Source organism: Yoonia maritima, assembly GCF_003003285.1.
GTDB classification, from domain to species: Bacteria; Pseudomonadota; Alphaproteobacteria; order Rhodobacterales; family Rhodobacteraceae; genus Yoonia; species Yoonia maritima.
The window spans coordinates 286,296-306,932 of sequence record NZ_PVTP01000003.1; the positions used below are offsets into that span (position 1 = coordinate 286,296).

The window sequence follows — 20,637 nt, forward strand, 5'->3', positions numbered from 1 at the left end:
TGCACATCCTGAAGTATCCATCGCCCGAAGCCACATATGTCTGCATCGCGGGACAAAGTTATTTTCGTTGCGGCTGCGACGATAGCTGCTTTTGAAACACCTAAATGTGTAAACTGGTCAACTCCGCATACGTTCGAATTTAGGGTCATAAGGCGATGGTTCGATGACCTGAGCGCGAATTCGGTCCCCACATAGGTCTAATTCCATCGCTGAACCTGGGTTGCCGAATTCAGGTAAAACGAAAGCATAAGCGAGGTTCATGCCGACGCGGTGTCCGTACTCTCCCGATGTGACTGTGCCGACCACTTTGTCGCCTTGCATCAACGATGCGCCAGGGTGTGCAGGCGCGTGTGTTGTATCGATTTTGAGTGTAACAAGCTGGTTTCGTGGACCGGCTGCTTGGCGGTCGAGCAGTGCCTCTTTGCCAATGAAGTCGCCCTTACCCATCTTCACAAACCGCGACAGTCCCGTTTCGAACGGATCAAATTCTGTGATCAGGTCTGCCTTCCAATGTAAAAAACCCTTTTCCATGCGCATCGAGTCGACAGCACGTGCACCAAAGAGTCTAAGGTTATACGCTTTACCTGCCTCGCGCAGTGCCAGATAGACAGCATAGAGCGAGGCATTCGGCACATGAATTTCATAAGCCAGTTCGCCCGAAAAGCTGACAACCATTATTGTGGCAGGTGCAAATCCTATGCAGCACTCGCGTACGGATAACCATGGAAATACGTCGGCAGACCAATCGCCGCGCGCGCAGGCGGAAAGCACCGTACGTGCCTTCGGCCCAGCCAAAACAAGAATTGTTTGATCATTCGTCAGGCTGCGCAATTGCACGTCCTCGCCTGGCCTAAGATGCGCAGTGAGCCAATCCATGTCGTGGTATTCTGATGCAGCGGCTGAACCATACCAGATACGCTGTCCTCCTCTGTCCGAGGCGGGCAAGTTGGCAACTGTCGCCTCGGCCTTGATACAGCCGTGGTGATTTAGCAAATAGCCTAAACCTATGCGGCCGTCGCGCTTTGTAACGGTGCCGCACATCATCCGATCAAGGAAACTGTGTCGATCCTTGCCGGTAATTTCGATCCGGTTAAAACCGTTTACCTCTGCTAATCCCACATTTGTCGCCACATTGGCGACCTCTGCTGCGACAACGTCAAATACCGCGTCGAAATTATAGCTCGGTGTGGGGTGAAACTCTGGCGATGGTTTAATGTAATCCACACGTTCCCAACCATTTACGACGGTGAATTCTGCACCCTCTGCAGCCATGACAGGTGTCAGTGGCGTGGTCTTAATATTGCGACCCGCAGGGCGGTGTTCATGTGGAAAGTGAAAACGGAACTCGTTTTGATAGTCCTCGATCGCCTTGACCGCGGTAAGCTCAACGGTTGCGTGACCGGTGAACCGACGCGGATCAATCACCCACGTATCATAGCATGCCTCACCATGGACGATCTGCTGCGCAAGAAGCCAGCCATGGCCGCCCCCTTCACCCAACCCGGCGCGCAGCCCGATGATACAGAACGCGTTCCGTTTGCCCGGGATCGGCCCGACCAAGGGCGCGCCATCAATTGTGTAGGTGATTGGCCCGTTCACAACGCGTTTAATGCCGACCTCAGTCAGTGCCGGCATACGCTCAAATGCACCTTCGAGAACGTCCATAACACGATCCAGATCATCAGGACAAAGGTCGTTGGAAAAGTCTGGGCTGATCCCATCCATCCCCCATGTTTTGCAATCCTGTTCGTAGAAACCGACGAGCAGACCACCCTTTTCTTGCCGAGAATAGTAATCCGATATCGGGCATCGTAGCAGCGGCATACGGTGCCCGGCCTCTGCGATGGCGGGGATGTCTTCGGTGATGAAATACTGGTGTTCCATCGATGCGACGGGATGCTGGACTCCCATCATTGCGGCGACTTCGTTCACCCGGTAGCCACCAGCGTTCACGACAATATCGCAATCGATATCCCCATGTTCGGTGTGAACAGTCCACGTATCGTCCTTTAGCTGGCTTAGGCCTGTCACCGGCGTATTGCGATACACCTCTGCCCCTGCCTTGCGCGCATGGAAAGCCAGCGCCTGACAAAGCTGTGCTGGGTCAATATCACCATCCTCGCCATCCCAAAGCCCGCCAAGCAAATTGTCGGTAGAAATGAGTGGGTGGCGGCGGGCGCATTCCGCAGCGTCGATGATTTCGTAATCCACTCCCATCCCGCGCGCCATTGACGCAAAATGGCGATAGCCCTGCATCTGCGCCTCGGTGTTGGCCAACCGGATACCCCCGTCGCCATGATGATAACCCACGGGATATTCAGGATCGTCACGCAGTTTTTTATAAAGCGCGATAGAATGCGATTTAAGGCCGACCATCGTCTGGGTCATGCCGAAATTGGTAACTTGTGCGGCCGAATGCCAAGTCGTCCCCGAGGTGAGCTCGTCACGTTCGACCAACACGACATCTGACCAGCCTTCTTGCGTAAGGTGATACAGCGTTGAACAACCCGCGATGCCACCCCCAATAACAACGACTTTGGTTCTGGATTTCATGACAGGTTCCCATATTGCGCGACCATGGGAACTCTCGCAAATACACCATCCTTTGAAAAATAGTTTTATATGAGGTAATATCTCGTAATTTCCGAGGTTATTTGATGTCTCTTTCTCTTCGCGCGATGCGCTACGTTCAGGCAGCACTACGCACTGGCAGTATCACGGGCGCAGCCGATGCAATGCATGTGACCCCCTCCGCCATTGCCTCAGCATTGGACCAAGCTGAGGCCACTTTTGGGATGGCCCTCGTTACTCGAGCGCGGGCAAAGGGCATATTCCCCACAAAGGCAGGCCGCGATGTCGGGCGACGTATCGAGGATCTGTTGGAACGATATGATACGTTGCTGACCGGGGTATCTGACCTGCAATCCAACCTGTCAGGCAATCTGTCAGTTGGCTACAACGCGCCGGTTGCACCAAGCTTTCTGCCAAGGCTCGCTGCCCAAATGGTTGCGGTCCATCCTGACATCACTTTCACATTTAACGAAGGTGACAATATCTCTGTGCAAAAGGGACTGCTTGACGGAGAGTTCGATGTGATCTTGTTTGTCGAAGAATTTCCCAACCCTCAGATCGAGGTGCAACCGCTGATCTTTGCGCCAACCTACTGCTTGTGTTCTTCCAATCATACCCTTGCACAGCTTGACAGCCTGACCGTTTCACAAATTGTGCGCGAACCACTCATCCTTTTGGACCGCCCCGCCGCGCGGGGGTATTATCTGGAAGTGCTTGAACAAGGCGGAGAAGACCTGCGTATTGTCGCAACCGCCAATTCAACTGAAATGGTCCGCTCACTCGTTGCTTCGGATATCGGAATTTCCCTTCTGAACATGAGACCTCCAGACATGCTAACCTACGCAGGTGGCAACATTCGCTGCGTGCCAATCACCGACAGCTTGAGCGGCATTACCCTCTCACTCGGGTTTGCACCCGGCCCAAGACGAAAACTTGTGCAGATGTTTATCGAAAGCTGCGGTGAGTTCTTCGCGGGGCCGTTGGGTGCACATTTGATAGTCCCCGACTTACAATAGCGCCCAAAACGAATAAGCAGCAGACATTCGGTTACTGCGCAGCAAATGGAGAATGGGCTCAAACTGAACGTTGGATTTTGGCATGTTTCACACCAGGTGGACAAATGCTGGTATAGCAACACCCGTAGCGCGTAACTCAAGTGCGAGTGGCCGATCCTGGCGCCTTCACGCCTTACGATCGCGCAGGCCAGACAAGGAAGCAGTTTCCCCAGATTCAGAATTTGGTTTTGCTTCCGTAGAGTTCATAACCAAAGATCGTTTTCTATCGCAAGAACGGATCGCAGAGAATATATTCGCGGAGCAACCCAGAAATTTATAACAGGCGCCAGAGATGACATGCGCTTCGAAATCCATCGTTGCTGCAGGCTAAATCAAAGAATACAGTCCTCCCGACGGGCTGTTTCCAGACCTCGCGGTGCTACAATTTTGCTACAACCCTTTTGGAATACAAAAAATGGCCAATAATATAAGGGGCCAAGGAGATCAGTATGTCCAATCCATCATCGGGGCAATGGATAGCCGGCCCGCGTGGCGGACTTGCGCTGCGGTCAATCTATCGCGTTTATCCATGATCAATCCATTTAAAATAGTTGTCAGCAATGAGGCGTCTAGCACCTTTCCATGAGAAATCGCCAGTGTTAGCGGGCTTCTTTGAAGCTAATCTATGTTACACTGTACTTTAGTCTAGTTGATAAAATACCTCTTTACGCGTAGGTAAACTGTCATAATAGTTTTTTACAAGTGGACGCGTATCTAATGACTAATCTCTCGAAAGTACTGTGTGCAACCTTCGCCTTGACTTTGCCATCCATGTCATCGGCTGGTGAAATTGCGCTGACATTCGAAACAAACGGCGTAACAATCAGCGGCGAATTTGCGGGTTTTCAAGATGATGCGTACATCCTGATTACAACAGCCGGTCCACTGCACGTTCCTGCTAACCTTGCGACATGCGAAGGTGATGACTGCCTTGTGGTATTCACGGCAGAGAATAACTAACTGCTCCGACTGACATATCGCAATAACCGACACCCGCCGACAACGTTATGCGGGTGTTTTATGTATTATACTGCGGCCTTCGAAACTATTGGTCCGATTAACGTGAGAGCGTATAGTCGACGACAACCGGATAGTGATCGGTCGGCCATTCACCATTGAATTCTTGCCGCAAAACAACTGGCGATGTTTCTAAATGAAAATCGGCGGTCGCGCCGATATGATCAATAGCACCAAATAAGTTCAAACCACGATTAAAATGGTAGGTGCTTCCTTTAACTGCGGCAAAGGTGATGCCAGCTTCAGCCAGAATACGTTGCGTACGCGCGCCATTTCGTGCGTTAAGATCGCCCAATACAACAACGTTTTCACCAGCATCAATCCAAGGTCGAATGCGATCGGCAACCAGCGCCGCTGATTGCAGCCGGTTGCCACGGCTTTTATATTCGAAATGTACGTTGACGACCCTAAAGCGCTTGCCATCGTTAGTAGAAAATGCGGCCCATGACGCGAACGCTGGATATGATCCGTTAAACGTTCGAGAGTAAATCACATCAGGCGTATCGGAGAAAAAGAACCACCCTTGATCAATGAGGTTCAGATCATCCCGGTACAAGATCGGCTGCGTCGATGGGAAACTGCGCCAATCGCCCACTGCGGCAGCTTTGTAAGACGGATTTTGGGAAAGCAACCAATCAAGCCCAAGATTGGTATCACCATTGTCGCCCCCTGCGAAGCTCTCCATCTCCTGAAAGCCCATGACATCCGGCGCAATCTCTTTAAAAGCGAGATCAAGAGCAACCTTACGCCGTTCCCAGTCGTCCAGCGACCATGCGCCAGTTTGCCGTCGTAGCACGATGTAATGTACGTTCAGCGTCGCAAGTCGTAGGCCCGCAGGCGCAGGGGACGATATAATAGTCGCACCCGAATTTCGGACAATCTGAACACAAGCAGTCGCGGCGATTGCAAGCAGCCCAATCAGCAGATATTTCAAAGCCTTACGCAAAACTGTTCCAGCCAAAATTTGCAACGATCATTTACAGCTTATCAGACCAAACTAATTGCGGCGGATCAAGACCCCAAGGTCGGCGACATTGGTCCCTGTGGCGTCTGTCACCAGCAGATCACCCGCCTGCGACAAAGCTGCATAGCTATCATTATTTGCCAAAAGGGCGGGCAAGTTATCGATCTTACGCAACGTATCTTGATCAACGATACCGCCAGCCGCATCCGTCGGCCCATCGCGCCCGTCGCTACCGCCTTGGACGCAGACATAGTCCTGCCAACCGCGCTGCTGCGCTTCTTGTGCGATCCGAAGCGCCAGTTCTTGGTTGCGCCCCCCTCGTCCGGTACCTTTCAGAACGACAGTCGTCTCGCCACCCCAAACAGTTATACCATCCGCGGCATTGTCACATATGTATTTAGCGGCGTCTGCTACATCGCCTTCGACAGGTTTTGCGATCACATGTGCAGCCGGCACGGCACGGGCCATCGCGTCCACGCTTTGGGCGTTGGACCCAACCAAAACATTAACAGCTGTCGGCAATGGATCGGCATCACCTTTGGCTTCCAAGTGTGAACGTACCGTCGCAGGAACATCTTTCCAAACCCCCGCGTCTTTCAGTAATTCAATCGCCTGTGGTGCTGTCCCAATTGGGCCAACGGTTGGGCCGCTCGCGATCGCGGCCAGATCATCACCAATCACATCAGATAGGATCAACGCAGTCACCCTCTGAGGGCTGGCATGGCGTAAGAAGCCACCCCCTTTGATGTCTGACAACTGCTGCCGGATCAGGTTCATCGCAGTGATGTCCAACCCAGCACCAAGCAATATCTCGTTTACTCGTGCCTTATCCGCCAGCGATATATCTCCTGCGGGTGCTGGCAACAGCGCAGAGCCCCCCCCAGAAATAAGACCGAGCACTGGCCCTTTAGCCGCCCGCAATGCCGCAATTACGGCATTCGCTGCGTCTGCACCGTTTTGATCTGGCACCGGATGACCCGCCGCAAACACCTGTGCCCCGGCCAAAGGTTTAGCATTTTCATAGTTCGTAACAACGAGACAAGGTATGCCATTAAACCGCTCGAGCACCGCTTTGGCCATAAGGCGAGCCGCCTTGCCCACTGCAATAATAAGTGCAGGTTGAACCACAGGTCCCAATGCGCCTTGGACCGCCGCAAATGGGTCGGCGGCGCGAACCCCGGCCATAAAAATATCAAAAGCCTGCTGGCGCGTCTCGTTCACTGTCCTATTCCCTATCTATGCGCCGCTGCGCCATTAAAACAGCCATACGCTGCACGACCTTGAGTTCGAGTTCCGCCATCGGCGACGCGCTAAGCGAAGGCATCGACAGTGCAATCAAAACACGTGGTGTGCTGGATGCAAGGATCACATGGGTTGCACTATAACGTTCGAACAGATGTGCGATATGGTCATCTGCCAACGCACCCAGCTTCGGAGGGTCAGATCGCCGCAATACTGGAGCGGCTTCGAATATCTGCTGCAAAGTAGTTTCTTGAAGTTCAGCAAGACTGAAACGGCTGATCATCGCAGCCCCTTCGACCAACGGATGTCCGCGCAGGTCACGCAAAAAGACAACCGGATCGTCAGTATCTGTTTCAGCGAGGTACTGTAGCAGGCCAAGACTTTGTTCCTCGGTTCTTAATGCACGCGCATCGTTCAAAATGGAAACTAATAGCAGTGCGGTCATAACCGAGGCAGAGCATAGCAAAAACCCATCCCTATCTAAGGCGGCAATCGTCCCAACCAACAGTCCGACAAAAACCGCAGCGCACACCATCACCGTAAAGTTTGTAATTACGACACGATGTCCAATCTGTGTCCGCCCCAACCCAATCGCAAGCCAGCACATGATCAAAACCCCAAGCGCAGAAAATTGGATTGGCAGGTGCAACACCGCCATCAAAAAGTCACCCAAAGCCAGCGGAATGAATAGTAACAGCGAAAGACCAATCCGTGTGACCGTGTTGTTTTCACTGGCGGACAATGCCGTTCTGTCGCGCCGAACAATCAGTCCACCCGCGATAAGAAAGCCGATCATCTGAAAGGCCAACAACGCATAAAGTCGAAGAGGATCAATCCCACCTGAATACCAAAATGCGCTAATGACAAAGAACACCGTACTCCAGGCAATCGCGTGCTTCGCAGTGGGTGGTGCGTGCCTTCGTAACAGCCCTTCGGTCAGTAGTAGCGCAGCAAGAGGGATAAATGCGGCCCCAAGTAACACAAAGATTCTAAAAACCTGCCATCCCGTCAACGCGACAAGCACCCGCCCGACAAACAACAGCATGGTGATACGCACACAAAATAAAAAACGCCGGTTGATCGGATCGCGCCGATCCCGACGCAAAAGCACCATTTGCAGGGTCAACAGTCCCACCAGCGCAGAGAATGACATACAGACCTGCGTCAACGCGGCAGCGGAACCAATCATTTCTGCGCCTCGTCGTACGGGCGCAACGTTTCCCACTGTCGCCGACTGTCCGCCCAGTAAAGCGCAGGTAATACAATGCGCTGCAAGGCGACTAACCCTCCCGTTAGCAACAATCGGATAACCGCTGATCTCGGAACCTCGCGGCGTAAATATCCGCGCATTGCCGCCAAATCCATTTGACCCAACTGGATCACGTCATCGCCCCGGTCATAGTCTAGTTGCTCTGCGCAAAAGTCATTGTATTGCACATCACGATGCTTTGGCGCGTTCTTCCAAGTCTTTTTCAGGTCGTCTGATCCACCAGTGTAGGCGTCGGTGATCACGAACCGGTCTTCGTCAAATCCGGCCTCTGGCCCTACACCAAACACATCGCGATGCTGCGCCATGATTTGCCGCCCCAAAAGCAGATGGTTTAACGTCCGCCGCCCACCATTAGGGCGTGGCCAGACGCCTGAAAACATCTGCGAAACCATACCAACGACGGCTGGTACTTGGGTGACATTTGAAATCCAAACCGGTCGGAACTGACGGCGAAAGAAGATGAGGAAGCAGGTCAGCCCATATAGAACCCACGACAGGTTCTTTGACCGCTCATCCGGATCAACCATAACAAGCCCAAGGTGCAACACTTCTGTCGTGTTGGGTTTTGTATCAAGTTCCATGATCGCAAGCGCGTTAAACGCAATTGGCGTGCCCTCAATACGACTGATAAGCGTAATGATGACCTGTTTCATCCGTTTGGCATCACCTGCAAAGACACCATAGGTCAGATTGCCTGCATCAAGCGTGCGCGATGCAACGGCCCGCAAATCCGCCGATAGATGTTCGAGCTGCGCGTCATCCATCCAGACGCCGGGACGTTCAATAATTCGGACGTTAAGGTCAGGTCCGGACCGCATGGTCACGTCCAAATATTTGCGTCCAAGCGTTTTAAATAAGGCGCTGATCAAGAAAAGAAACCTGTCGTTATTTCACGCAGGTTAGGCAGCCTGCCCCAAAGGGGCAAGCGCCAGTTTTTAAGATAGCTTACAGGTAACGGTTTACCAGATTTTCTAGGCGTTCCTGACGGCCTGAACGTGGCTCTGGGTTCGTTTTATCTGCCAGAACCTTGGCAGTGATGCTATCAAGGTCGCTATTCAACAGACCTTTGCCAGCGTCAGTATCCCAGCCCGCATAGCGCTCATTGCGTGCGGCTTCTAGCTTACCATCTTCGAGCATCGCAGCGGCGGCCTTAAGGCCAGCAGCACAGGTATCCATACCACCAACATGCGCAAGAATAAGATCTTCTGCATCCAATGACTGACGACGCAGTTTTGAATCAAAGTTGGTACCACCTGTCGTGAACCCACCAGCGCGCAAGACTTCGTAGTAGGCCAGCGCGGTTTCAGGAACATTGTTCGGGAATTGGTCGGTGTCCCAACCAGACTGGTAATCGTTGCGGTTCATATCGATGGAACCAAAGATGCCCAGCTCGCGTGCGACGGCCAGTTCGTGTTCGAACGAATGCCCAGCCAGGATCGCGTGACCTTGCTCGATGTTCATCTTCACTTCGCCTTCAAGACCGAACTCCTTAAGGAAACCATAGACCGTAGCGACATCATAGTCGTACTGGTGCTTGGTTGGCTCTTGCGGCTTAGGTTCGATCAAGATCGCGCCTTTAAAGCCCACCTTATGCTTGTAATCGACGACCATCTGCAACATCCGGCCAGCCTGTTGGCGTTCACGGCCCATGTCTGTGTTCAGCAGTGTTTCATAGCCTTCACGACCGCCCCAAAGCACATAGTTTTCGCCACCCAGTTTCATGGTCGCATCCATGCAGGTTTTGATTGTTGCAGCGGAGAACGCGAATACATCGGGATCAGGGTTTGTTGCAGCACCTGACATAAAGCGACGGTGCGAGAACAGGTTCGCAGTACCCCAAAGCAACTTAACGCCAGTCTCGTCCATTTTTTCTGCAAAGTAATCAACGATTTCTTCGAGATTCTTCGTGTTCTCAGCAAAGCTGTTTCCTTCGGGACGAACGTCCGCATCGTGGAAACAAAAGTATGGAACGTTCAAGATTTGAAACATCTCGAATGCAACGTCAGCTTTTAGCTTGGCCGCTTCCATTGTGTCGCTGAACCATGGACGCTCGAATGTCTGACCACCAAATGGGTCACCACCAGGCCAAGCAAATGAATGCCAATAAGCCGCCGCAAAACGCAGGTGGTCCTTCATCGGTTTACCCATCACAATCTCATCGGGATTGTAGTGATGGAATGCATAGTCGTTGTCCGTATTTGGACCTTCGTACTTGATGGCGGGGATGTTTTTGAAGAAGTCGGTCATTTCAGTCCTTTCAAAGCGTCATAGCTAGCGCGATATCTTGTGTGGGCCTCGGCAAAGCTGTCGGTCAGCGCGAGGTCAGGTTCACTTGTGCGGGCGATCTGCGGGATCGTGGCGACTTCGACGCCTGCCCCTGTCGCGGCCATCAGGCCAAGACGTGCAGCGCCGAACGCACCGCCAAAGTCACCAGCAACGGGTAGCTCAACCGGGATCCCCAATGAGGTCGCAATGGCCTGCACCCAGTAGTCAGATTTTGACCCTCCGCCGACGGCGATCAGCCGGTTGATCTGGGTGCCCGTCGATGTCAGTGCGTCATAGTTGTCGCGCAGCGCAAAGGTCACGCCTTCCAAAACCGCCCGCGTCATGGCCGCCTGATCTGTCGCATGATCCAAATGCACGAACGCGCCACGGATGTTTGCGTCATTATGCGGTGTACGTTCTCCGCCCAGATACGGCAGGAATAATGTTTGGCTTGGTGCCTGAAGCGCACCTAAACCTTCGGTCAGCTTGGCCGCAGGTTGGCCAACAGATTTCGCATACCAATTCAGCGCATCAGCAGCGGCCAAAATGACCCCCATCTGGTGCCACGTTCCCGGCAGCGCGTGACAGAACGTGTGCACAGCCGTAGCCGCATCGGGCTGATATGCATCAGAGGCCGCAAAAAGAACGCCGGATGTACCAAGCGAAACAAAGGCATCGCCTGCTTTAACCACACCGACACCAACAGCGCTGGCAGCATTGTCACCACCGCCGCCGGCCACGACGACGCCACTCGGTAGCCCCCAGCGGCTGGCCAATTCATCGCGCAGAACGCCCGATACTTCGGACCCTTCGACCAAACGCGGCATGTTATCACGACTTAATCCAGTCGCGGCGAGCAATTCATCAGACCAATCACGCTTAGCCACGTCCAGCCAGCTGGTGCCCGCAGCATCTGACATTTCGGCCACGGCCTCGCCCGTTAGCCAAAGCCGTAGGTAATCTTTAGGCAGAAGAACACGTTTTACTTTGGCGAAAATCTCGGGCTCATGACGGGCAACCCAAACTAGCTTAGGTGCAGTAAATCCGGGAAACACGATATTTCCAGTAAGTGCGCGAAACTTTGGGTCCGCATCTAGTTCAGCGGCCTCTACCGCCGAACGGGTGTCATTCCATAGAATACAGGGGCGAAGAACCTCGTCGTTTGCATCAAGCAATGTTGCGCCATGCATCTGACCCGACAGGCCAATCCCACGCACCGCATCTAACGAAGTCTGATTTTTCAACGCTCGCATCGCGGCATCTGCCGCATCAAGCCATGTTGCCGGAGCCTGCTCAGACCAACCGGGCTCTGGGCGCGCAGCCTCTAACGGCGCAGTTGCCTCGGCCAGAATTGTCTGGGTGTCATCAATCAACACTGCCTTAAGACCAGAAGTCCCAAGATCTAACCCAATATACATACGGCTACCCCCTCCGTTTGATTTCCCTCGTGGCATGTTCTGACCATCGGATTGCGCGTTGTCAAATTAAATTCATCTCTCGAATTAAAAAACGCGTTCAAAACCTCCACCTGACGCTAAAACCATGAGCAAACGTGAACGTACTTGATAAAATATCGAAAACGAGGTCTAACTGCCCAAAATATAATTCAGGCATCGAACTATGTTAAATGAACTCACAGCAAGTGACGACTCGGGCGCTCCGGTCGGTTGTGGCCCGCTTTTACCTTCGGGAACCGCGAACGCTAAATCAATGCGCCAGCAGATATTTGAACATGTCCGTGCCGCCGGCCGTGCAACCCGAACCGATGTGATCCGTGCCCTTGGTATTAGCGCAGGGTCAGCCACCGCCCTAACCGCCGATTTGATTAACGCCGGCCTTTTGCGCGAGGTCGAAAGCATCCCACGCGAAACCGGACGTGGGCGCCCTGCCGTCGCCCTTGAGGTAATCCCAGATACACATTTTGCCATCGGTATCAAACTGTCGGATGAATTTCATTCCGCTGTACTTACCGATTTCGCGGGCAACACCCTTGCGACGGCGTCGCTAAAAACACCGCCACACCCGAAATCTCTGGATGAAATACTAACCGAAGTCGGTACTCTTATGCAGGACGTATTGTCCGCGGCGAACAAAAACCAACAGAACATCGCCGCCGTTGGAATTGGCATGTCGGGCATTGTGGACCATCAGGCGGGAACGGTGCCGTGGTCACCCCTGCTAGCCACCCGCAACAGTGATTTCGCCTCTCACTTTGAAACCCGCTTTGCGATCCCACTTCATTTAGACAATGATGCCAACATGCTAACCCTTGCGGAGCTGTGGTTCGGCGCGGGGCGCGCCAAGTCTGACTTTGCCGTTGTCACCATCGAACATGGTGTCGGTATGGGATTGGTGATCGACAATCGGCTGTACCGGGGCGCGCGCGGGATGGGGCTAGAACTAGGTCATACCAAAGTGCAATTAGACGGCGCGCTATGCCGTTGCGGGCAACGTGGTTGCCTAGAAGCATATCTTGCTGACTACGCGCTCGCCCGCGAGGCTGCGACCGCCCTGCACCACCAGCCAAGCGAACGCCAAAGCCCGAACGCGTTGCTGGACGCATTGTTCAGCCAAGCCAAGGCTGGGAACGAGGCGGCGCAGACAATCTTTCGTCGTGCCGGAAGATATCTATCGGTCGGGCTTGCCAATGTTGTTCAGCTGTTTGACCCGGCACTGATCATCATTTCAGGCGAACGCATGCAGTATGACTATCTTTATGCTGACGAAGTCCTTGCTGAGATGCATCGCCTTACGCTGAACGATGGCCGATCCGCCTGTGCCGTTGAAACCCATGCTTGGGGCGATTTAGTCTGGGCGCGTGGCGCAACAGCCCTCGCGCTTTCTGCAGTGACAGATCAAGCAGTTGCGGCGATTTCTTAACCTGGGTTCGGTATGCTTAGCCCGCTTGGCACGGCTTCGGGTACACCCAAACGACCGGCTTGTGCTGCGGGGTCCGTCAGACTGTCCAAGAATGCCAGCAGTGCTGTGACCTGATCTTCGGACATCTCGGGGCCAGCGGGCTGCGCGACAGCGGCAATTGCATCCGGGCTTTCACGCAGATCATCAACGGGAAGCTCAGGCAAACGCGCCACGGTCAGGTCATAGTTGTTCAGCGCCGCAATCGGATCCAAGTGCGCGATGACAAAGGCACGCAAATCTGCGTATGCGCCTGCATGCCCGTATGGTCCGGTCAGCGCCACGTTGCGCAGGCTGGGCGTGCGGAACGCATACAGATCGGTAGGATCGCCAGTCACCCTGAACCGCCCTTCATCGCGCGCGTGGCTTTCGAAACGCGCTGCTTTTCCGGGGCCGATTTGTGGGCTGCCCATCGGATGGAACCCATGGTCGGTCAGGAATGGCCCTGCGTGACAGCTGGCACAGCCTGCTTCACCATAAAATAGGGCCATACCTGTCGCGGCGGGTTCCGGCAAAGTGCCGTCCCCGCGTAGCACTGCATCAAAGGGCGACGTGTCAGATTGCCACTCAAACGCCATGAACGCAGCGACAGCATTTGAAATGTCGGTGAAACCAATCTGATCCGGCGTATCGATATTATCATATGTCGCGACAAAAGCATCGGCATATTCAGGGAAACCCGCGACGCGACGCGATATGATATCCCAAGCACCACCCGGCCCTGTCAGAACACCGCGCCGCACTGCCTTGGCCACTTCGTTTTCGCTATAGTGTCCAGCCATCTCATCGCCGCTAAGCACGGGGAACATTGTTTGTGCCGATAAAAGCGATGCAAACCCTGCGGCCATATCAGCATCTAGCGGTGTCCGAATACCACCGGGGCGATCCAAGTCGACTTCGATCCGACCATCATGGAACAGGCGCGTGAATTCGTTGGCACCAAGATTAAACAGCGCAGGCGCATTCCGTGGAATGCGTTGTTCGGGCATATTTTCTGGATCTGCGACACGCTGGGTCCCTAGACCAATTCCGCCATCCCCAATTCCCAGTGAGAGCTCATCGCTGGTTCCGAATGCCGGATGGTGACAGGTCGCGCAGGCGACCTCTTGGTTGCCTGATAGAATTGGATCGTAAAACAAAAGCTGCCCAAGCCGGGCCTCGTCCATGTTTATGGGGGCGAAATCAGCATGGGTAATTGGGCGTGGCAATTCTTGGGCTACTGCCACCTGCCCGCACAATATGGCTGCAATCATTACTGCATAGTTCATTCGATCCCCTCCCAAGGATCGCATGGTTATCACGTCCCCAAGCCCGCGCAAGAGGGTGTCAGTCCATATGTTTACGAATGCGCCGCAACAGCGCCCAAACACACAGCACGACAACCGGGGTCGCGATGGCAGCCATAATGGTTTTACTGATGCCTAAACTATACTGCAGCGGCCCCAAAACATAGAGAGCAAGGTTCAGAGCGTAATAGCTGATCGCGACAATCGACAAACCTTCCACAGTGTGTTGCAACCGGAGCTGGAGATCAGCACGCTTATCCATGCTTGTTAGCAAGGCTTGGTTCTGGGCGGAGCGTTCAACATCAACGCGCGTGCGCAGCAGATCACCCGCCCGTAGCGCCCGATCAGACATCGCATGCAGTCTTTCCTGCGTAGATTTCACCGTGCGCATCGCCGGATCATACCGCCGCATCATGAATTCACCGAATGTCTGACGCCCGCCAAATCGCTCTTCGCGCAAGACGGTGATCCGCTGGTTTACGATGGTTTCATATGCGCCTGTGGCACCAAAGCGAAACGACGATTGCGCTGCGATACTTTCCAGCTCGGCGGATACTTCTAATAGCGAGTGCAGCTGTGCCGCCGGATCAGGCATCGGCCCACGCATGTCGTCGATCAGCTTTGACAGCGTTGTGTCAATCATACCCATTTGCGGACCAAGTCCCCTTGCGCGGGTCAGCCCCAGCATCGACATCGCCTTGTAAGTTTCTATCTCGCACAGGCGCTGCACGACGCGGCCTATCCGGCGCATCCCAACCTGAGGACGTGCGAAAACCGCAAAACGCATGTGACCAGCCGGATCGATCCGAAAGTCACCAGCGATGACCAGTTCGTCATCTAGGACCCGACTAATGGCAAGGCTTTCGGGTACAAACCATTCTTGTGCCTTGCTCGCGATGGCGTCGTCATCATCACCCACTTCAACACGGATCAAAGCCGATGTAATCCGAGTTCCGGGGGCTGAAGACAGCCAGTCATTGGGAAACACACTAAATGTCGCCGCGTCAAAGGGGCGCTCTGCGACGCCCTCGCCCAAGATCGTATAGGTCACGAACTCGGTGTGGCTTTCCCACTTAAGCTGATGTTTCCCAATCTGGCCAAAGTAATGGGTCGCGTCAGGTTCCGGATGTGGGGCAGCAAAACGATCAAGTAAATCAGTAAGATGCGCCATATCCGCAGCTCGATCACGGCCTGCTGCATTTTTGCTGGGCTTTAAGGCAAGGAACGCAGCCCGCCCCGGCGCGCGCATCGACGGAAACGGACGCGCATGCAATTCATTGGCCAATGCAAATCGCAACGGATGGTCAGTAATAGGTGTCATGCAATGCCTTCACGGTAAACTCATCACCGCAGGTTAGCGCATTTTCATGACCTGTAAAGAAATTCTGTTATCTTACAAAAGCTTAGCGGCACACGATGGTATACCGTGCGCCGCCAATCGTTTAGATCACAACCACCGCCAGTGGAGGGAAGCCGTTGAAACAAACCGACGAATATGTCGACGTATAGGCACCTGTGTTGCGGATCAGGACGCGATCACCAGCACGCAATGTCATCGGCAGTTGCATCGGACGCTTCTCATATAGCACGTCAGCGCTGTCACAGCTTGGCCCAGCAACAATACATGGACCCATCGCGTCGCCATCGCGCGCAGTTTCAAACTGATAGCGAATTGCCTCGCCTTCAGTTTCCGCCAGACCCGAGAAACGACCGATATCCAGATAGACCCAACGATGCATATCACGCTCAGACTTACGGCTGACCAACATGACTTCAGCAACGATCACGCCAGCTTCGGCAACCATACCGCGGCCCGGCTCTGCCATGATTTTAGCAACGCCAGGGAAACGTGCTTCGACCATGTCGATGACTTTTGCTGCATATGCCTTTGGCGCGTCAATCTCTTCGCCATAGAACGCAGGGAAACCACCACCGATGTTGATCAACGATAGATCGTGACCCGCATCTTGGGCTGCTTGCCAAATGCCACCCATAACGTCCAAGTTTGGCGCCCACATTTCCGCGCGACGGGTTTGTGACCCGACGTGGAACGAGAAACCGACTGGGTTCAGGCCCAATGTCTTTGCAGTATCCAGCAATTGCAGCGCCATATCGCGGTCGCAGCCGAACTTGCGTGACAGCGGCCAATCCGCTTGGGAAACTTCGACAATAAGACGGATGTAAACAGACACGCCCGGTGCGTGCACAGCGATCTTTTCCAACTCTTCTTCCGAATCGGCAGCAAAGAGACGAATGCCTTGGTTAAATGCCCATGCGATGTCAGAAGCGCGTTTGATTGTGTTGCCAAACGACACATCGCGCGGCTCTGCACCCTGCTCAAGGCAAAGCGCGATCTCAGCACGTGATGCAGCATCGAAATGCGAACCCAGATCAACTAGACGCGCAATGATTTGCGGCGCAGGGTTTGCTTTGACAGCATAGTGAATGTCAGCCCGGCCCAAACCAGCTTTCAATGCACGGTATTGGCGCGACACCAAATCAAGGTCCATCACCAATGTAGGTTTATCAAAGCTGTGCGCCGCGACAAAGCTGTCCAAACGGGATGGTGCAACAACAGGGAATGACGCCGCAGCGTCAGCGAAGTGTACAGTCATGGGTCATCTCCAGTAGACCCGGCCATAACGGATTCACACCGCCTAAGACCGCTCAGTTCCAAAAGAGACGTTACCGTCGCTACGTAAACACGTGTGCGTTGACTATCACCGGCCAGAGGCGCGTGCGTTGGCGTCTATAAACCGCCATTTGCGGCAAGTTGGGATTCGTTGCAAGTAGGAAAATGCATGCGATGCATTTTTTCATAACAGCATGGACGCCAAGGCATATCTCGGGCTAGGCAGTCGCATGGCAAAAATAATCTTATTCAACAAACCCTTTGGCGTTTTGTCGCAGTTCACAGACGCGCGCAGCCCGTCTCCACGTCCGACATTGTCGGCCTTTATAGACGTCCCCGGCGTTTATCCAGCTGGGCGGCTCGACCGCGACAGCGAAGGACTGTTGGTACTGACCGATGATGGGAAACTGCAGGCAAAAATTGCAGACCCGAAACACAAACTCACCAAAACCTATCTTGTCCAAGTCGAAGGCGCACCGACCGACAAGGACCTGCAGGCTTTGCGTGAAGGAATAACCCTTAAGGATGGGCCAACGCGCCCTGCCAAGGCACACCTCATTGATCCCCCTACCCTATGGGAGCGCGATCCCCCGGTACGTTTCCGAAAATCGGTTCCCGATACATGGATCGAAATCACAATCAGCGAAGGCCGAAATCGTCAAGTTCGGCGCATGACGGCACATATTGGCTTCCCAACACTACGACTTGTTCGCTGGCGCGTAGGGAGTTGGACGTTAGACGGCTTAGCCAACGGTCAATGGCAAAATGCGGAGTAAGCTCGAAACACTTACTGGGCCCACTATCAACGCATCATCGTCTGGCACTAGAGATTACAATGAGCACTCACCGACTTTCGTTTCAAAAATACACGTCTCCCACTCTCAGCCCAACGTTTTCAGAACCTCGACGTCCTGTCCCCTCTAACAGCCTCCAGGCGAATGATTACAGTGCGGTCATCGTGATCAAGGATCAGGCACTGCCCATTGTGGACGACGGCAAGATCATCGTCGGCCCGCGAGAGCGCACAGTGGTCCATGCTGATCGCTTCCGTGGCATGTCTTATGTCGATGTGGTCGATCACCTCGTCCGCCTGCGCAACGCGTCGCCGCTCATCGTCATAAATCCTGTGTAAATACAGCGGAGGTCCGGTGTCCGCCCCTAAAAGTTGTCGAGCCGTAGGAGGTTCCAGTTAGGCAAAGGGAGTTGTGCGACTCAGCAAACAATTACGCAGAGCGCAGCGAAGGTCTGTCGATTCCTCTGCGGCGAGTGTCTTCACCGTATTTCATTACACGATTTATTTGCCTGCACGGGGCATGAATTCGATAGCCCGTTCCATTGCTTGAGTCGCAGCCTTTAACTTACGGAACCGCTTACGGCCCCCTGAAAGCGTATCAACGTATTTGAGCTTCATCACAAAAACCATGCGAAGTGTCCCCAATGTGTCCCAATTTGTGTCTCGGGAAGGGTTCTAACGCTATGATATGCTTGAAAAACAACACCTTCAAGAGGTGAAAGTGGTGCCCCCACACGGACTCGAACCGCGGACCTACTGATTACAAATCAGTTGCTCTACCAGCTGAGCTATAGGGGCACTGGTATGCAGTTTCCTGCTTCGTCTTATCGACTGAGCGGCGTATAGCAGTGAGAAACTCGGCAATGCAATGGGCTTTTTGCATCAAATGCCAAAAAAAATAATTAACTTTCTCAGCGGTTCGCCCGAGCCAAGAAAATAACGGCTGCGAGCCCAACCAAAGTAATCATCAGCGCGGCTGGGGCGGCTTCAGAAATGTTTTCGAGGGATGCTTTTGCGTATACGCGAGTCGCGAGAGTGTCGTAGCTGAACGGGCGAAGCAGCAAGGTGGCCGGCAGCTCTTTGACGCAATCAACGAAGACCAAAAGCAATGCCGATCCGATTGATGCTTTGAGCAACGGCAAATGCACAGCCCTTAATGTGCCGCCGGCAGTGCGCCCCAGCGAGCGCGCCGCCATAGGAAGACTGGGCGATACCCGCCCTAAGGCCGCATCGGCTGTCCCCTGCCCTATCGCGAAAAATCTAACGACATATGCAAGTACAAGCGCGGCGGCGCTTCCAGTGAAGATCAGCCCGGGATCATTGAACCCAAACTTCACAACAGTATCCGCTAGGGCATTATCGAAACGCGCCAATGGCACGAGAATGCCAAGCCCAAGTACAGCTCCGGGAGCTGCATACCCAATTGCTGTGACCGGCATTAATAAAGCGGGAAGTCGTTTGCGCGTTAGCCGCACGCCGTAAACCATAAACACCCCACCAAGCACGGTGAGAATCGCAGCTATCCCGCCAACGGTGATCGTGTGGGCCATCGCCTTGCGCAACCCTGGCGCGACCCATTGGCTCGCGTCAAATGCATGCGTTAGCAGAACGCCCACAGGCAGTAAGAAGCCGCCGATCACAGGCAGAAGGCATAGCAATGTCACCATGTATGAGCACCATCCACGCAGCTTTGTGGGCGTCACCGGGCGTTGCCCCCGTGCGGATCCAAAGAACTTACTTTTGCGGCGGCTTAGCTTCTCCAACGTCACAAGAATAATGACCAGACCAAGAACACATGTTGCGAGTTGCGCAGCCCCTCCAAGGTTCCCTCCCTGCAACCATACAGAAAAAATTCCTGTCGTGAGCGTTTGCACTGCAAAGTAATCTACGGTCCCGAAGTCATTGACTGTTTCCATCATGACAACGGCAACACCGGCGGCGATTGCAGGACGGGCAAGCGGTAGCCCAACCCGCCAAAACCTTGCAAACGCGCCAGCGCCAAGCGCTTGAGCCACTTCATAAGCGGCCCCTGATTGTTCGCGAAATGCGGCGCGCGCAAGAAGGTAGACATAAGGGTACAGCGCCGCACTTAGAACAAGCACAGCAGCGCCACGCGTTCGGATTGCTGGGAACCAATAGTCACGCGCCGTCGTCCACCCCATTGCTTCGCGTAGCGCCGTTTGCACGGGACCCGCGTATTCAAAAAAATCAACAAGAGCGTAAGCGCCAACATACGCAGGCACAGCAAGCGGCATCAGCAGTGCCCATTGCAACACCCGACGCCCCGGAAATTGATACATAACCACAAGCCATGCAGCACCAGTGCCGATCATCGCGGTCAATGCCCCGACACTGAACATTAACACAGCCGTATTCGTCAGATAACGTGGCAACGTCGTACGCAACATATGTGGCCAGATATTTTCCGTTGGCGTCAGCGCAAACCAAATCACAGCAACGATTGGAATTAACACCATAGTAGCGATCAATACCGCACCAATGGACCAAGGGGACATCCGCGCGCGTCGCGGCGGCTGAATTGTTATCTGTTGAGAGAGTTCGGACATAAAATCCGATTATCCGAAAGCAGTTTAACTGTCCAGAAATCCCACTATGATGCAATGAC

General features: G+C 53.8%; 16 protein-coding genes and 1 tRNA gene. 5 read left to right on the forward strand and 12 right to left on the reverse strand.

From position 1 onward, the window contains the following. Positions 1-117 precede the first annotated feature (117 nt). Positions 118-2,553, reverse strand: coding sequence for a GcvT family protein (locus CLV80_RS06075; RefSeq protein WP_106355915.1), 2,436 nt, complete (start codon positions 2,551-2,553; stop codon positions 118-120). Between the two features lie 104 nt (positions 2,554-2,657). Here CLV80_RS06075 and CLV80_RS06080 point away from each other — a divergent pair, with 104 nt between their 5' ends. Together CLV80_RS06080 and CLV80_RS06085 are read left to right on the forward strand one after the other, a co-directional pair. After that, a complete protein-coding gene (locus tag CLV80_RS06080; RefSeq protein WP_106355917.1) occupies positions 2,658-3,587 on the forward strand; it encodes a LysR family transcriptional regulator in 930 nt (309 codons plus the stop codon). A 756-nt stretch (positions 3,588-4,343) separates the two neighbouring features. Continuing rightward, positions 4,344-4,586, forward strand: coding sequence for a hypothetical protein (locus tag CLV80_RS06085; RefSeq protein ID WP_133169759.1), 243 nt, complete (start codon positions 4,344-4,346; stop codon positions 4,584-4,586). Positions 4,587-4,683: 97 nt separating this feature from the next. On the opposite strand, the gene CLV80_RS06090 is transcribed toward CLV80_RS06085, so the two are convergent. The 6 genes from CLV80_RS06090 to xylB form a co-directional block, all read right to left on the reverse strand. Then, positions 4,684-5,604 (reverse strand): endonuclease/exonuclease/phosphatase family protein, encoded by a 921-nt coding sequence (locus CLV80_RS06090; protein ID WP_106356165.1) that lies wholly within the window; start codon positions 5,602-5,604, stop codon positions 4,684-4,686. Positions 5,605-5,640: 36 nt separating this feature from the next. Further along, complete coding sequence (locus CLV80_RS06095) at positions 5,641-6,792, reverse strand: glycerate kinase type-2 family protein (protein WP_106356167.1); 1,152 nt, start codon at positions 6,790-6,792, stop codon at positions 5,641-5,643. Between the two features lie 40 nt (positions 6,793-6,832). Next, positions 6,833-8,038, reverse strand: coding sequence for a hypothetical protein (locus CLV80_RS06100; protein ID WP_106355921.1), 1,206 nt, complete (start codon positions 8,036-8,038; stop codon positions 6,833-6,835). After that, complete coding sequence (locus tag CLV80_RS06105; protein ID WP_243394443.1) at positions 8,035-8,937, reverse strand: hypothetical protein; 903 nt, start codon at positions 8,935-8,937, stop codon at positions 8,035-8,037. The genes CLV80_RS06100 and CLV80_RS06105 overlap by 4 nt, the downstream gene beginning before the upstream one ends. Before the next feature lie 127 nt (positions 8,938-9,064). After that, the gene (gene xylA / locus CLV80_RS06110) at positions 9,065-10,366 is read right to left on the reverse strand and encodes a xylose isomerase (RefSeq protein ID WP_106355925.1); all 1,302 of its coding nucleotides are present in this window, start codon (positions 10,364-10,366) and stop codon (positions 9,065-9,067) included. Then, positions 10,363-11,802 (reverse strand): xylulokinase, encoded by a 1,440-nt coding sequence (gene xylB / locus CLV80_RS06115; protein ID WP_106355927.1) that lies wholly within the window; start codon positions 11,800-11,802, stop codon positions 10,363-10,365. Before xylB ends, xylA begins: the two co-directional genes overlap by 4 nt. 202 nt (positions 11,803-12,004) lie before the next feature. On the opposite strand from xylB, the gene CLV80_RS06120 reads away from it, so the two are divergent. Then, a complete protein-coding gene (locus CLV80_RS06120; RefSeq protein ID WP_106355929.1) occupies positions 12,005-13,264 on the forward strand; it encodes an ROK family transcriptional regulator in 1,260 nt (419 codons plus the stop codon). On the opposite strand, the gene CLV80_RS06125 is transcribed toward CLV80_RS06120, so the two are convergent. The 3 genes from CLV80_RS06125 to CLV80_RS06135 all read right to left on the reverse strand — a co-directional run bounded on the left by CLV80_RS06125 (position 13,261) and on the right by CLV80_RS06135 (position 17,201). Then, complete coding sequence (locus CLV80_RS06125; protein WP_106355931.1) at positions 13,261-14,568, reverse strand: cytochrome-c peroxidase; 1,308 nt, start codon at positions 14,566-14,568, stop codon at positions 13,261-13,263. The two genes, CLV80_RS06120 and CLV80_RS06125, sit on opposite strands and share 4 nt — an antisense overlap. 58 nt (positions 14,569-14,626) lie before the next feature. Next, a complete protein-coding gene (locus CLV80_RS06130) occupies positions 14,627-15,907 on the reverse strand; it encodes a DUF3422 family protein (protein ID WP_106355934.1) in 1,281 nt (426 codons plus the stop codon). Between the two features lie 121 nt (positions 15,908-16,028). Beyond that, complete coding sequence (locus tag CLV80_RS06135) at positions 16,029-17,201, reverse strand: type III PLP-dependent enzyme (RefSeq protein ID WP_106355936.1); 1,173 nt, start codon at positions 17,199-17,201, stop codon at positions 16,029-16,031. Between the two features lie 247 nt (positions 17,202-17,448). Between CLV80_RS06135 and CLV80_RS06140 the strand changes: the two genes are divergently transcribed. Continuing rightward, positions 17,449-17,994, forward strand: coding sequence for a pseudouridine synthase (locus tag CLV80_RS06140; RefSeq protein ID WP_106356169.1), 546 nt, complete (start codon positions 17,449-17,451; stop codon positions 17,992-17,994). Between the two features lie 182 nt (positions 17,995-18,176). Then, the gene (locus CLV80_RS18410) at positions 18,177-18,350 is read left to right on the forward strand and encodes a hypothetical protein (protein ID WP_165793322.1); all 174 of its coding nucleotides are present in this window, start codon (positions 18,177-18,179) and stop codon (positions 18,348-18,350) included. Positions 18,351-18,733: 383 nt separating this feature from the next. Here the strand turns inward: CLV80_RS18410 and CLV80_RS06150 are convergent. After that, positions 18,734-18,809 (reverse strand) — tRNA-Thr (locus CLV80_RS06150). Positions 18,810-18,922: 113 nt separating this feature from the next. Continuing rightward, the gene (locus CLV80_RS06155; RefSeq protein WP_106355940.1) at positions 18,923-20,578 is read right to left on the reverse strand and encodes an ABC transporter permease; all 1,656 of its coding nucleotides are present in this window, start codon (positions 20,576-20,578) and stop codon (positions 18,923-18,925) included. Between the last annotated feature and the right edge of the window lie 59 nt (positions 20,579-20,637).

What these genes read in the sequence shown, in the direction of transcription:
- CLV80_RS06125 (WP_106355931.1), bottom strand. Translation starts at nt 14,568, where the DNA reads ATGAACTATGCAGTAATGATTGCAGCCATATTGTGCGGGCAGGTGGCA.
- CLV80_RS06140 (WP_106356169.1), top strand. Translation starts at nt 17,449, where the DNA reads ATGGCAAAAATAATCTTATTCAACAAACCCTTTGGCGTTTTGTCGCAG.
- CLV80_RS06095 (WP_106356167.1), bottom strand. Translation starts at nt 6,792, where the DNA reads ATGGCCGGGGTTCGCGCCGCCGACCCATTTGCGGCGGTCCAAGGCGCA.
- xylA (WP_106355925.1), bottom strand. Translation starts at nt 10,366, where the DNA reads ATGACCGACTTCTTCAAAAACATCCCCGCCATCAAGTACGAAGGTCCA.
- CLV80_RS06105 (WP_243394443.1), bottom strand. Translation starts at nt 8,937, where the DNA reads ATGCGGTCCGGACCTGACCTTAACGTCCGAATTATTGAACGTCCCGGC.
- CLV80_RS06100 (WP_106355921.1), bottom strand. Translation starts at nt 8,038, where the DNA reads ATGATTGGTTCCGCTGCCGCGTTGACGCAGGTCTGTATGTCATTCTCT.
- CLV80_RS06085 (WP_133169759.1), top strand. Translation starts at nt 4,344, where the DNA reads ATGACTAATCTCTCGAAAGTACTGTGTGCAACCTTCGCCTTGACTTTG.
- CLV80_RS06080 (WP_106355917.1), top strand. Translation starts at nt 2,658, where the DNA reads ATGTCTCTTTCTCTTCGCGCGATGCGCTACGTTCAGGCAGCACTACGC.
- CLV80_RS06075 (WP_106355915.1), bottom strand. Translation starts at nt 2,553, where the DNA reads ATGAAATCCAGAACCAAAGTCGTTGTTATTGGGGGTGGCATCGCGGGT.
- CLV80_RS06155 (WP_106355940.1), bottom strand. Translation starts at nt 20,578, where the DNA reads ATGTCCGAACTCTCTCAACAGATAACAATTCAGCCGCCGCGACGCGCG.
- xylB (WP_106355927.1), bottom strand. Translation starts at nt 11,802, where the DNA reads ATGTATATTGGGTTAGATCTTGGGACTTCTGGTCTTAAGGCAGTGTTG.
- CLV80_RS06135 (WP_106355936.1), bottom strand. Translation starts at nt 17,201, where the DNA reads ATGACTGTACACTTCGCTGACGCTGCGGCGTCATTCCCTGTTGTTGCA.
- CLV80_RS06130 (WP_106355934.1), bottom strand. Translation starts at nt 15,907, where the DNA reads ATGACACCTATTACTGACCATCCGTTGCGATTTGCATTGGCCAATGAA.
- CLV80_RS06120 (WP_106355929.1), top strand. Translation starts at nt 12,005, where the DNA reads ATGTTAAATGAACTCACAGCAAGTGACGACTCGGGCGCTCCGGTCGGT.